We start from the raw sequence: 12,223 nt of genomic DNA, 5'->3' as shown, positions 1-12,223 counted from the left end.
ATCCAGTCTGTATCACTTCTAAACTTTTTATTTATTCACATTCCAAACAATTTCACTTTTAACAAGAAATATCCTTCTCCTATAAAGATTATTAAAATATTCTTTACAATTTAAAAGTAGTTTAATATTAACTTATAAATTTAAATTTATTTATGCAATAATGCATATTTGATAAATACTTTAAAAAACAGTTTGAATAAAATGCATTCAAAGAAAACCGTGCCACAAAACAGATACAATCTAAGACAGAAATAATAAAAATCAAGATGATAGCTCGACTTTTCCCTTTTCCATAACTGTCTTTATTTTTGTGTAAAACCTTTCTTTCCCTGAATAATACGCACAAAAATAGATTGGATACCATGTAGGCACCAATCTATTTTAATTAAAGAAACTGTGTCAATTCTGCGTTCACAACACGTTGTGCAGTAATAATAACATTTTCAGCTGTTAGTCCATAAACACTATATAGTCCACCAGGTTGATTAGGAACAATTTGAACTTCATATTCAAATGCTTGTCCAAAAGTAGGATGAACTAAACTTAGAGTTGCAAAAGTAGAAGCATTAGAATTCACATTGAAGTTTACCTGTTCAATTAATACTAATGAACCGTCAAGTCTAAAAACTCTAGCTACTCCAGTAAGTGGGCCCGCAGTACGGTTAAGGATTTTCACCCTAACTCTATTTGCATTAGCAGGTTGATTTCCTACGTTTTCAATTGGTCCTGTAGTAAGAGCCATATAACATCACCTCCATTATATTATTATGATATTCAATCATACGTATTAACGTTATAACCTAATTACTCAATTTATTTAAAATAAAAAGAAGCTTCAAATTCTATTATATTTAGGTCATAGATATTAAACTTAATAAAATCAAAGGCAGGAGCATATTTGATATGTTCCTGCCTTTTTATTGTGGGATACCGATAAATAGCCCTCTAGCTAAGATTTTAAAGTGCTACAAAATCAAAAATTTTATCTCACCACAGTTTTCTACGAGAATCCAGTGAACAGCTTATTTACATAATTTTTGTTCTCGGAAGTTGATTTTGTAGCGCCCTTTCTCGTAATTCACTATGTTTTCCAAAGAAAATAGTGAAAAACAGGGCGATGAATACATTTACAAAATGACAAAACTGTAAGAATACACGAATGTTTGTAAGAAAGTTCGATGTTTTCTTTTTCCTTTTTTTATTATAGTGAAAAAGAAGAACAAAATATTCTCTTATGTAGGAAAGGAAGATAATAATGATTGATCTATTAAATAAATGGATGTTAGAAAGTACAGCCAATTTTAATATCGTTGTAGGACTTACAGCACTTCTATTTTTGGGTTCAGTAATTGCACTTATTATTATTTACAAAAAAATTGGTAAACCGGTTGAAAGAACAAATACTATTTATTTAAAAATTACTTCTCGTATGTTTACTACTCAAATTCTAATGAATGCTATATTTATTTCTTTAGTTGGTAAAGATATTGAGAATTTCCGTCAAATCTTTATATTATTTGAAGCTTTTGTATTCTTTATTGGAGCTATTTATTCGTTTAAATTATATAGACAGGAGTACAAATGATTTACTTATAAGAAACAATAAAAAACAGTAGTGATTTTACATTACTGTTTTTTATTGTTCATTTTTAATTGTAAACTTTTCATTTTTAGTTAACTGTATATTCTATACATATGAGGTTAACATAACCCATCATTAGCGTTAGCGAGGAAAAAGGACAACCCTGCTCTCACAAATGAACCCTTTTTTAGTTCTATGAATCTATACATATTATATACATTCCTATCCTAACGTGGTTTTAGTGCTCTTGTTTGTTACTGGATTAGCCAAAAAACTGTATAAAATCTTGCATACTATTAGCGTGTTTTTTCAAAAATACTGGCATCCCCCAATTTGTGCTTTCTTATGGATATTTCTTGACTCCTCATTAAAACACTCTCCTGTTCTTTGTCTATCTTTAAGAATAAACCCTGCTTGTTTATTTCAAGTTCTTGCATCGAGGTTTTACCTTCTCCCAAAGCCAAACAAACAATTCAGATTACATGCCTATATCAAACTAAACATTCAATCTTTATCCAGTTTGTAAATAAAATAGGATAATCAGCCCCATAACGGACTAACTATCCTATAAATTATTATCTAAATTCAATAAAGTGAGACTTTAATCAGCCCTCACCAATCGGGCTTTTACGGGCAGTTGATCCCCACCTAATTTCTTTGCTTCCGCTGAAATTTGAGATGAGGGTCTTACTGCCCGGCAAATAGCGGGATAAAACTAGAACTTCTTTTCCTATGTATCATTACTTCGTTACCTCACCAAACTGCGCTCTCGTCACCTTCGCCAAGTCCTCTACTTTCAGCTCAATTTGTATACCAATTTTCCCGCCACTCACTATCATCGTTTCAAGTGATTGGGCACTTTCATCAATACATGTAGAAAATAGCTTTTTCATTCCAACTGGTGAACAACCGCCGCGAATGTATCCTGACACTTTCGTAATATCTTTAACAGGAATCATTTCAATTTTCTTTTCACTTACTGCTTTTGCGGCAGCTTTTAAATTTAGTTCCTCATCTACCGGAATAATAAACACATGATAATTTTTACTATTCCCTTGAGCGATTAACGTTTTATATACTTCTCTCACTTCTCGTCCAATTTTCTCGGCTACTGATACGCCATCAATTTTCCCATCGTCTGGATCATATGACATCATCGAATATTCAATTTTTTCTTTATCTAATATTCGCATCGCATTTGTTTTATCTTTTTTCATAACGTTCTCCTTAAAAGGTTATTTCATATTATTAAGTTTTATTATACACCCTTTTCCATTTCTCCTACATAACTTCACGTATATTTCAAAACTAAAAATATTGATAATTCAAAAATCATCTGATATAATTTGGAAAAACTTATGTTAAGGAGAGATTTGTAATGCGAAATTTTAATACTTCTTTCCAACTTCATCATCATACGTAACGCCGTGTATCCGAAGAAAAATTTTTCTTCGTGGGTACAGGGCTTTTCCTGTTGACCCACGAAGCGTTCATAAAGCTATGTGGGTATTTTTATACTCACATAGCTTTTTTTAATTTAAAAAGGAGTGATTACAATGGAAATGAGAAATGTAAAAGGAACGAAAGACTATTTACCAGAGGAACAAGTGCTGCGAAATAAAATTAAAAGAGCTTGTGAAGATACGTTTGAACGATACGGATGCAAACCTTTAGAAACGCCGACGTTAAATATGTATGAGCTTATGTCTTACAAGTACGGCGGTGGTGATGAAATATTAAAAGAAATATATACACTTCAAGATCAAGGAAAACGTGAGCTCGCCTTACGATACGATTTAACTATTCCATTCGCAAAAGTTGTGGCAATGAATCCGAACCTCCGCCTCCCTTTTAAACGTTATGAAATTGGGAAAGTATTTCGAGATGGGCCAATTAAACAAGGAAGATTTCGTGAATTTATACAATGCGACGTTGATATTGTCGGTGTAGAATCAGTCATGGCTGAAGCGGAACTCATGAGCATGGCGTTTGACCTGTTCCGAACATTAAACTTAGAGATAACGATTCAATATAATAACCGAAAATTGTTAAATGGTATTCTTCAGGCCATTAACATCCCTACTGAATTAACAAATGACGTCATTTTATCATTAGACAAAATCGAAAAGATTGGGATTGATGGTGTACGAAAAGATGTATTAGAGCGCGGAATTTCTGAAGAAATGGCTGATACAATATGTAATACTGTATTATCTTGTCTAAAGCTTACAATAGCTGACTTTAAAGAAGCTTTCAATAACCAACTCGTTGCCGATGGAGTAAACGAATTGCAACAATTACAGCAATATTTAATCGCTCTCGGAATAAATGAAAATACGATATTCAATCCGTTTTTAGCAAGAGGACTGACAATGTACACAGGTACTGTATATGAAATCTTCCTAAAAGATGGCTCAATTACATCTAGCATAGGTAGCGGCGGCCGTTACGATAACATTATCGGAGCATTCCGTGGTGATAGTATGAACTATCCAACAGTCGGTATCTCATTCGGTTTAGACGTTATTTATGCAGCACTATCGCAGAAAGAAACAATCTCATCTACAGCGGATCTATTTATCATCCCGCTCGGGACAGAATTACAATGCTTACAAATTGCCCAGCAATTACGTTCCACCACTTCCTTAAAAGTTGAACTTGAACTAGCAGGACGCAAATTAAAACGTGCCCTTAATTATGCCAATAAAGAGAATATCCCTTATGTGCTTATTGTTGGTGAAGAAGAACTTAGTACAAACACTGTTGTGTTGCGGAATATGAAGGAAGGTAGTGAGATGAAGGTTCCGATTTCTTCTTTAAGTAGTTATTTATAATACGAACCACCCTCGTTTGGGTGGTTTTTCTATTTTATAGATTATAATTAGTTTACATAAAATAATTACAATCTACTCAAAGCTACAAATATATAATATCAAATTATTCATTATTTTTGGTAATATATAGCTATGAATGATTTTAGGAGGATTCACTTTGAAAACCTACATACAAGCACTAAAGTGGACTACAGGTATCTATCATCTTTTATTACTTCCTTGTTATTATGTATTTCCAAGTCTTGTTAACCTATATGGGATACCTTTACTTCTATTGATTGTGTTACATATCACTACTATTTTATTAGCTAAAAAAGTAGACATGAATACGTACCCTCATTATATCGGCATTATCGTTACTCTAGTTGCCTTTTTCCCTTATATAGACATCGTTCTACATATGATAGCAGCCATTTTCCTTATATTAGATGCTGCTTCTACGAATGCAAAAGAAGTTTATGATTCATAGATGGATAAAATGAAACTTTAATCCATTGAGTTTTGAAATAGGTCAGCAAAAAGGATTTACTTTTTAAGTAAACCTTTTTTCATTTTTAATTACTTTCCTTACTCCAGAATAATAAAAGAATATTCTGTTTAATTTTTATAAATTTCTAAATATTTATAAAACATTCAAATTAACATACATTTTAGTTATGTAAAAAATCTAAGTTTTAAGGAGATGAATCCATGCTTAAAAAGTTGATAGCAGGTGCATTATTAACTGTTTCGTCGTTAACTGGAGGAGTGGGATTAGTATCAGCTAGTACCGAAAAGGATTATTCGATTTCCTCTTTCGAATATGTAACTGTAGATGAAAAGACTGTTGATTCGTTTAACAAATTGAGTGCTCCATCAAAGAAAGACGTAAAAATAACATTAGTTCTACCGAAACAAAATCAAAATGGAGACTGGTTATCTTATGGATTTTCGAGCAAAGAAAGTTTAGAGTCTTTTATTGAAAAAGATAAACAAAGGTTGAATAATTCAATCACTCCCCTTGGTGTTGGTGGAAGCGGACCTGGTAGTACAGACTTCTATAAACACACAAATCAAGGTAGCGAGTATTTTTCTCTAAGTAGCGGTTATAAAAACTTGTCTGCTAGTTGGCAAAATCAAATTGTTTCTGTACGTACAGCATCCCCCACTGCTAGCTATTCAACAACGCTATGGGAACGTACTTCAACGGACGGATATGGAAAAGGTGTTGTTTTTAAACACGCTGATTGGTATGGTCAAATTGCAAACTTAAATAACTTTCCAACTTCAGCAGTTGAAGTTAAAAAGTAAAAATATAGAAATAAAAGGTGTTTTCACGTATGGAAACACCTTTTATTTCTACAACTATTTCACATATCTCGTCTATACTAATTTCAACTCTTAATTATTATTTTTCGTATTCCTACTCTCCAAAACCTTCTCCATATTATGAGTTGCCCACTCCATCATTAATAAAATCATTGGACGAAGAGATTCACCAAGATCGGTTAACGAATATTCTACTTTAGGTGGCACTTCACGGTATACTTCACGATGTATGATGCCATCTGCTTCAAGTTCTCTAAGCTGAAGTGTTAACATTCTTTGTGTGATATTAGGTTTTAATCTTTTTAATTCATTAAACCTCTTTTTCCCATCTAATAAATGATACAAAATAACACCTTTCCATTTTCCACCAATCACCTCTACCATCGCTTCAACTGGACAAGAATATTTATTTAAAAATGGGTAATTTATATTTTTTTCATTTGAACAATCCATAATAAATCCCTTCTCTTAACAATAGTATCTTTTTTGATACTATAACACATAAATGTGCGTACTTGTATCTATGTTACTTTAAAAATATAATTTACTTACAAAATAAATTAACGAAAAGAGGAACTTTTATGACAAATACAAACGAAATTACAAAAGAGAAAATTATGGAGGCTTTTCATTTCAGACATGCATGTAAAGAGTTCGATCCTATGCACAAAATTTCAGAAGAGGATTTTAAATTCATTTTAGAAACAGGCAGATTATCTCCTTCTTCTTTTGGATATGAACCTTGGAAATTTATTGTCGTACAAAATAAAGAATTAAGAGAAAAACTACAACCGTATTCATGGGGCGCTGGTGGGCAACTTGCAACAGCAAGCCATTTCGTCATTGTTCTTTCAAGAAACATTAAAGATATGCATTATGATGCAGAGTATATTAAATATATGATGAACGATATTATTGGATTGCCTGAAGACACTCAAAAAATTAGATATGAATTCTTCAAAAAGTTCCAGGAAACAGATTTTAACTTATTACAATCTGATCGTACTGTATTTGATTGGGCATCTAAACAAACTTATATTGCTTTAGGTAATATGATGACGAGCGCAGCTCAAATCGGCATTGATTCTTGTCCGATAGAAGGATTCGATAAAGAGAAAGTAGACTCCTTACTTCGTCAAGAAGGCATTATACAAGGCGATAATCTTGAAGTATCAGTTATGGTTGCCTTTGGTTACCGTAAAGAAGATCCAAAACGTGATAAAACAAGACAGACTATGGATACAATTGTTGAATGGATTAAGTAATATAGCACACACAAATAATGCTCCTAATAGCTGTATACTCATACTAAAGAAGAATGAATTGTTTTCTTACGTATGAATTTGGTTTTTCATGGAAAGATATGTTAGTATGTATACAGTTTGAGTGCTCTATTTTTAGAGTCGAACAGGAGGAGAATGAATATGTCTGATATTGAAGTTGGCGAAGTGTTTACTCTTAGTGATGAGAATAACGAAGAGCAAGAAGTAGAAGTACTTGGAGCGATGGATGTCGAAGGTGCAGAATATATTGCAGTTGCCTTTGTTGAAGATATCCAAACAGAAACTGAGGAAGACATTGATATTTTCTTTTTAAAAGTAGAAGAAGATAATGAGTTTTCATACATTGAAAATGATGAAGAGTTTGATAAAGTATCTGCTGCGTTTGAAAAGATTTTGGATGAGCAAGAGCAAGAATAGTATGAATGAAAAACACGAGGGCGGGTGCATATCCGCCCTCGTGTTTTTATTCATCACTCATTCAGTGATTTATGCAGTAACTCCAGTACATCTTTCATCGCAAAAGGTCCATCTTTTTTAACATGCTCTGCAAATTCTGAAACGAGACGTAATGTTCTCACACTTTCGATTGGATGTTCTCCTGATGCACTTTCAGCTGAAAGCATAACTGCATTCGTCCCGTCCAGTACAGCTTGAAACACATCAGTCACCTCTGCTCTTGTTGGAATAGAATGATCTACCATAGATTGAAGCATTTGTGTTGCTGTAATGACATATGTATTCGTTCGATTACATTCCTGAATCATCATTTTCTGTAAAAGCGGAATGCATTGATACGGTAACTCTACTCCTAAATCGCCCCTTGCAATCATAATTCCATCTGCTTCTTTACATATATCTTGAAAATTCTCGATTGCTTCCATTGTTTCTATTTTTGCAATTACATTAGGTGACGTTTCTTTATACTGTTGTATAAAATCTCGTATTTCTTTTATATGACTAGGTTTTCTTACGAAAGAACACGCGATAAAATCAACATTCTCTTCTAAAAGAAACTGAATATCTTTTTTATCTTTCTCTGTAATAGCTGGTAAACGAACAGCCGCATCTGGTAAATTAACTCCTTTATGAGATGAGATATTGCCACCTGTTTTTACCTTCGTTTCTATTTTGTCCGTACTTATCTTTTCAACAATTAATTCAACTTCTCCATCATTAATTAAAATTCTACTGCCTACTTTCACATCATTCGGTATTCCTTCATAATCAACACTCGCTTCTGTATTACTCCCTGTAACTGGTTGTGTATGTAAAATAAAAGAATCTCCTGCCTGAAGTGTAATTTGCCCTCCCTTCACTTCACCTAATCTTATTTTAGGTCCTTGTACATCACCCAAAAATTTAATAGAGTCATCTAATGATTTCACTAAACGAATGATGTCTTTATGACTTTCATGCGTGCCATGCGATAAATTCAGTCGAACAATTTTCATACCATTCTTTATTAACTGCACTAACGTTTCTTTATTATTACTTGCGGGTCCAATTGTACAAATTCGATCGATTGTCATTTTTGTCACCATCCTTTTTTTAATAAGTTTCCCATATGAACTTAAAAATAACAGAGATTCTGACATGAATAGATTTAAATTTACATGAATTTCATAAAATTAAACCTGTATCCCTTGCTGGCTAAGCATTAGAAGATATATTCGCTTTTTTGCAAATGAAGACATGCTGAATCGAAAGTAAAAGAAAAGTTAAGTATGGGATAAACCATTGAGAGTTTCGAAATTTTCATATATTGTATGAATTGAGTTCGAACTCAAAAATTTAAAAAGGTGGGAAAATTAGTGAATATGAAAAAATCTTTATCGGTGACAACTTTAGGGTTAGCGGTGTTAGGTTTTGGTTTTACTAATAACGCAAGTGCTTCAGAGATCGATACTGTAGACAAGCAGCCCGTTTTAGTTGACTTTGATACAATTCAATCAACAAAAACATCTAGTGTTCCTAGTTTGACTATTGCAGCTGCACCTAAGAATGACTCTAACATTAGCGTATATACTCCCTTTTTTGGTAACCCATATGCAGTTGCTAAATCGAAATCAACTACGACCGAAGACTATGTTTATGCAAAAGCAAGAACTTTCAATGGCGATGGCTCATTAGTAAATACGAAAAGTAATAGTGCAAAAAAATCATCCTTTGTAAGTGCTACAGCAACCAACACAAGCATTTATTATGGAGATGATTACGCTATCGGTAATCATACCTATAAATTAAGTGGTTATAATGATGTGAATCACGAAACAAAAGCTTTCTGGTAAGAAAGAGAAAAAAGATATGCATCTTGCATATCTTTTTTCTCTAATATTTTACATATATTGAGGTGCTATTTATGAAACAAATATATATTATTAGCTGTGTTTTACTTATTTCAGTACTTACAATTTATATTTTGTTCAATACTTCAATCATACAACCTCATCCACCTTCCATAGAAAATAAACGAGAGCAACAAACCAATACTATTTCTTACGGATTGAAGGATAATCAAGGCCAACACATTAACAATGGCAGTACAATTACTAGTGAGGATAATAAAATTAATGTAACATTATCATTCGTACATACTATTAATGAAAACCGAAAATATGGATTAATTGTTCTAGAAGATTACGAACAAAAACCTTTTAAAATAGAAGATACTACTAATGAAATATCACACTATTTTTTTGATATGAAACCAAACAGTTCAATTACTACGAAAATCTCTTTACACACTTCTCCTAATGCAAGTGAATTAACCTTTTTAATAATTAAAAAACCTGAATACAAATTAAAAGATAATAACTTAAATAAAGCAGCTATTTTAGAAGATATTCTAAGTATGCGATATTCAATACATCCTCTTCAGAAAGAAAACGAAAAAATAAAACTCTCCCTTATAAATCCAGATGCAATTTTAAAAGACGGTCTTTACGAACCAGTATTTGTTACGAACCGTGAAGAGAATTTACAAACTGTCTTCTTTGAAAAGGAAGGCAAGCAATTAATTCTATCAAACGGTAATGAAACAAATGATGAAATGACTTACGCAATCGTGGCTTTTAAAGATTGGAAACAAGTTGAAATATTTAACAATAGAAAAGTTGTTTATACTAAGCTTGCACCTGAAACGAGACAAATCTTTAATTTCACATTGCCTTTAGTGGATCAGGAAAGTAATTTTCAACTCGTCGCTTTTCCATTTCCTTTTAAAGTTAGCGAAGAAGATTATATCAGTCAACAAGCATTCAGTTCCTTTCGCATCGTAATTGAAAATGAAAATAAATAAGTTATACTGTGCACATTACAACAACCTAAAAAAGGCCTACTCACACGAGTAGGCTTTTGAAACTATGAAAGTTTCGTCAATAACTGATTTAAATCTTTTTTCGTTTTCGTCGTTAAAGATTTCATTTTATTAATATCGATTTTTTCTTTCTCCGCTCCTACAATTAACGGATACATACTTTGACCGATTGTTTTAGAATCCGTCGGATGTGATGCCTCTAGCTCTTTTTCAATCACATCCCACTTTTCATTAATTTGTTTGCCAAGCTTATTCACTGTTTCCAATTTCGGATTAGCAGCTAACTGCTTGTCCAAGCTATCAATTAATGCTACAACTTCTTTAACGTTCGTTTTCACAGCAACACTTTTCTTCGGATCTTTCGTTGTCTTTCCGTTATTGTTTGTGCTTGTACTTGTGCTTTGATCTGCTGTTTTCCCGCTAGTCGTTTGATCATTCGTTTTTCCTGTCGTTTCTTTTTCTTTTGTTTTTACATTTTCGTTTTGAGTTGACGTTTTGCCGTTACTTTCTGTTCCTGATGATTCTTTCGTATTTTTTGCATCCTTATCTGTTTTTTCATTTGAAGAAGTATTTGTTTCTTTTTCAGTATCTTTCGTTGTTTTTGACGCTTCATCTGCACTTGTCGTTTTTGCTTCTCCATCATTTTGCGCAGTTACTTGCTCTTTCTTTTCCGTTTCTTTATCTACTGAAGGACTACAAGCTGCCATAGTAAGCATTGTACCAATTGTAATCGATGCGATAGCGACCTTTTTCATTTTCATATAAATCCCCCTATGTTTTACATAATTTATCCTCCCCTTTACGATTCGATTCCCCCTTAAAAAATCCCTTTTCATACGAATTATCATCTTTCCGACAGTAATCTTCATAATAATACGTACAAAAACTGATAAACTCATTTTAATATTCGAGTTTCTTCTACTTCATTTTTCTGCTCGCAAGTAAAAGAAAAAGAGTATATTGTCACATTAAGAATTACTATCTTCATATGACAATATACTCTTCTATCAAATTTTTATCTTTCTTGACATTTTATTTATACAAAAAAATAAAATTTTCTTTCGTTTTTTGTTTCTCAACATTTGTTAACATAATATTTTTATGAATAACCACCATTCGAGTGAATGACTTGCCCAGTAACCCATTTCGCTTCTTCACTTACTAAAAAAGAAATTAAGCGCGCAGCATCCACCGGTTCTCCTACTTTACCTTGCGGGAATTTCCATACTAAATGATGCTTCAGCTCCTCTGTAATCCATCCTGTATTCGTCGGTCCTGGATCTACAGCATTCACTGTAATCCCCTTCTCCATTGCAACTGGTGCTACTGACTTTGTAAATGCTTCGATTGCCCCTTTCGTTGCTGCATATGCTAGTTCATCTGGCATTGGGCCTACTGACTGTCCTGAAGTAAGATTAATAATACTCCCGCCCGTTTTAAGTGAATAATGTTTTATAAACAATGAACTTAATAGCATAGTAGCCCGAACATTAACTGTATAATGTTTATCCAACTGCTCTACATCTAATTCCTCAATCCTCGTATGAGTAGAATATACTGCATTATTAACTAGAATAGATGGATCACCTAACCGTTCTGATACCATATAAAACAAACGATTTGGCGAATAAGACTGCGATAAATTGATTTCTGCCATTTCACATCGAACATCGTAACTTTCAATTTCCTTTTTCAGCAAAAAGGGTTCTTGATCACTCATTCCCCATGGCATCGCTTTATCATACTTTGGCCAGTACGTGAAAAAAATGTCTATCCCCTTTTGAGCAAGCACCTTGCATACAGCTGCACCAATTCCATTCAGACGAGTTGCCCCTGTTACAATTGCTATTTTCTTCACCTTTTTCTCCTCCATCTATACACAGATCCCCTGCATGAATAC

At 33.0% G+C, this 12,223-nt stretch carries 15 protein-coding genes; 8 read left to right on the top strand and 7 right to left on the bottom strand.

Features of this window, described 5'->3' with window-relative positions; genetic code table 11:
• Positions 1–385: 385 nt before the first annotated feature.
• Positions 386–742, bottom strand: a complete 357-nt coding sequence (locus ACTFR8_RS16125; RefSeq protein WP_001229425.1) for a hypothetical protein — start codon at positions 740–742, stop codon at positions 386–388.
• Positions 743–1,255: 513 nt separating this feature from the next.
• On the opposite strand from ACTFR8_RS16125, the gene ACTFR8_RS16120 reads away from it, so the two are divergent.
• On the top strand, positions 1,256–1,585 hold the full coding sequence (locus ACTFR8_RS16120) for a hypothetical protein (protein WP_000566272.1): 330 nt from the start codon (positions 1,256–1,258) through the stop codon (positions 1,583–1,585).
• Positions 1,586–1,878: 293 nt separating this feature from the next.
• On the opposite strand, the gene ACTFR8_RS16115 is transcribed toward ACTFR8_RS16120, so the two are convergent.
• Positions 1,879–2,019 (bottom strand): hypothetical protein, encoded by a 141-nt coding sequence (locus tag ACTFR8_RS16115; protein ID WP_001156924.1) that lies wholly within the window; start codon positions 2,017–2,019, stop codon positions 1,879–1,881.
• Between the two features lie 303 nt (positions 2,020–2,322).
• Positions 2,323–2,799 (bottom strand): Cys-tRNA(Pro) deacylase, encoded by a 477-nt coding sequence (ybaK, locus tag ACTFR8_RS16110; RefSeq protein ID WP_000710861.1) that lies wholly within the window; start codon positions 2,797–2,799, stop codon positions 2,323–2,325.
• A 339-nt stretch (positions 2,800–3,138) separates the two neighbouring features.
• Between ybaK and ACTFR8_RS16105 the strand changes: the two genes are divergently transcribed.
• The 3 genes from ACTFR8_RS16105 to ACTFR8_RS16095 all read left to right on the top strand — a co-directional run bounded on the left by ACTFR8_RS16105 (position 3,139) and on the right by ACTFR8_RS16095 (position 5,706).
• Positions 3,139–4,416, top strand: coding sequence for a histidine--tRNA ligase (locus ACTFR8_RS16105; protein WP_044584700.1), 1,278 nt, complete (start codon positions 3,139–3,141; stop codon positions 4,414–4,416).
• 157 nt (positions 4,417–4,573) lie between these two features.
• On the top strand, positions 4,574–4,885 hold the full coding sequence (locus ACTFR8_RS16100; protein ID WP_000860723.1) for a hypothetical protein: 312 nt from the start codon (positions 4,574–4,576) through the stop codon (positions 4,883–4,885).
• A gap of 221 nt (positions 4,886–5,106) precedes the next feature.
• Complete coding sequence (locus ACTFR8_RS16095) at positions 5,107–5,706, top strand: hypothetical protein (RefSeq protein ID WP_000914244.1); 600 nt, start codon at positions 5,107–5,109, stop codon at positions 5,704–5,706.
• Between the two features lie 90 nt (positions 5,707–5,796).
• Here ACTFR8_RS16095 and ACTFR8_RS16090 read toward each other — a convergent pair whose 3' ends face one another.
• Positions 5,797–6,177, bottom strand: a complete 381-nt coding sequence (locus tag ACTFR8_RS16090; RefSeq protein ID WP_003313296.1) for a winged helix-turn-helix transcriptional regulator — start codon at positions 6,175–6,177, stop codon at positions 5,797–5,799.
• A 128-nt stretch (positions 6,178–6,305) separates the two neighbouring features.
• Between ACTFR8_RS16090 and ACTFR8_RS16085 the strand changes: the two genes are divergently transcribed.
• Positions 6,306–6,989, top strand: a complete 684-nt coding sequence (locus tag ACTFR8_RS16085; protein ID WP_000185718.1) for an NAD(P)H-dependent oxidoreductase — start codon at positions 6,306–6,308, stop codon at positions 6,987–6,989.
• Between the two features lie 153 nt (positions 6,990–7,142).
• Positions 7,143–7,424 (top strand): DUF1292 domain-containing protein, encoded by a 282-nt coding sequence (locus tag ACTFR8_RS16080; protein ID WP_002005464.1) that lies wholly within the window; start codon positions 7,143–7,145, stop codon positions 7,422–7,424.
• Positions 7,425–7,477: 53 nt separating this feature from the next.
• On the opposite strand, the gene ACTFR8_RS16075 is transcribed toward ACTFR8_RS16080, so the two are convergent.
• Complete coding sequence (locus tag ACTFR8_RS16075) at positions 7,478–8,536, bottom strand: pyruvate kinase (protein ID WP_025966655.1); 1,059 nt, start codon at positions 8,534–8,536, stop codon at positions 7,478–7,480.
• A 282-nt stretch (positions 8,537–8,818) separates the two neighbouring features.
• Here ACTFR8_RS16075 and ACTFR8_RS16070 point away from each other — a divergent pair, with 282 nt between their 5' ends.
• Both ACTFR8_RS16070 and ACTFR8_RS16065 read left to right on the top strand, forming a co-directional pair.
• Entirely contained in the window at positions 8,819–9,295 is a 477-nt protein-coding gene (locus tag ACTFR8_RS16070; RefSeq protein WP_001056346.1) for a hypothetical protein, read from the top strand.
• Positions 9,296–9,366: 71 nt separating this feature from the next.
• The gene (locus tag ACTFR8_RS16065; protein ID WP_044584702.1) at positions 9,367–10,305 is read left to right on the top strand and encodes a hypothetical protein; all 939 of its coding nucleotides are present in this window, start codon (positions 9,367–9,369) and stop codon (positions 10,303–10,305) included.
• Positions 10,306–10,367: 62 nt separating this feature from the next.
• On the opposite strand, the gene ACTFR8_RS16060 is transcribed toward ACTFR8_RS16065, so the two are convergent.
• Positions 10,368–11,084 carry a hypothetical protein gene (locus ACTFR8_RS16060; protein WP_000782566.1) on the bottom strand — a complete coding sequence of 239 codons (717 nt, stop codon included), beginning with the start codon at positions 11,082–11,084 and terminating at the stop codon, positions 10,368–10,370.
• Between the two features lie 338 nt (positions 11,085–11,422).
• Complete coding sequence (locus tag ACTFR8_RS16055) at positions 11,423–12,181, bottom strand: SDR family oxidoreductase (protein WP_000716965.1); 759 nt, start codon at positions 12,179–12,181, stop codon at positions 11,423–11,425.
• Positions 12,182–12,223: the final 42 nt, after the last annotated feature.

The sequence above is a fragment of the Bacillus cereus group sp. MYBK15-3 genome (assembly GCF_051916765.1).
GTDB lineage: Bacteria > Bacillota > Bacilli > Bacillales > Bacillaceae_G > Bacillus_A > Bacillus_A cereus.
The sequence above is the reverse complement of the archived record's forward strand: the minus strand, read 5'-3'. Positions and strand labels throughout refer to the sequence as shown.

Coding starts and splice junctions, on each gene's coding strand:
- ACTFR8_RS16125 (WP_001229425.1), bottom strand. CDS start 742: ATGGCTCTTACTACAGGACCAATTGAAAACGTAGGAAATCAACCTGCT.
- ACTFR8_RS16120 (WP_000566272.1), top strand. CDS start 1,256: ATGATTGATCTATTAAATAAATGGATGTTAGAAAGTACAGCCAATTTT.
- ACTFR8_RS16115 (WP_001156924.1), bottom strand. CDS start 2,019: ATGCAAGAACTTGAAATAAACAAGCAGGGTTTATTCTTAAAGATAGAC.
- ybaK (WP_000710861.1), bottom strand. CDS start 2,799: ATGAAAAAAGATAAAACAAATGCGATGCGAATATTAGATAAAGAAAAA.
- ACTFR8_RS16105 (WP_044584700.1), top strand. CDS start 3,139: ATGGAAATGAGAAATGTAAAAGGAACGAAAGACTATTTACCAGAGGAA.
- ACTFR8_RS16095 (WP_000914244.1), top strand. CDS start 5,107: ATGCTTAAAAAGTTGATAGCAGGTGCATTATTAACTGTTTCGTCGTTA.
- ACTFR8_RS16090 (WP_003313296.1), bottom strand. CDS start 6,177: ATGGATTGTTCAAATGAAAAAAATATAAATTACCCATTTTTAAATAAA.
- ACTFR8_RS16085 (WP_000185718.1), top strand. CDS start 6,306: ATGACAAATACAAACGAAATTACAAAAGAGAAAATTATGGAGGCTTTT.
- ACTFR8_RS16080 (WP_002005464.1), top strand. CDS start 7,143: ATGAATATGTCTGATATTGAAGTTGGCGAAGTGTTTACTCTTAGTGAT.
- ACTFR8_RS16075 (WP_025966655.1), bottom strand. CDS start 8,536: ATGACAATCGATCGAATTTGTACAATTGGACCCGCAAGTAATAATAAA.
- ACTFR8_RS16065 (WP_044584702.1), top strand. CDS start 9,367: ATGAAACAAATATATATTATTAGCTGTGTTTTACTTATTTCAGTACTT.
- ACTFR8_RS16060 (WP_000782566.1), bottom strand. CDS start 11,084: ATGAAAATGAAAAAGGTCGCTATCGCATCGATTACAATTGGTACAATG.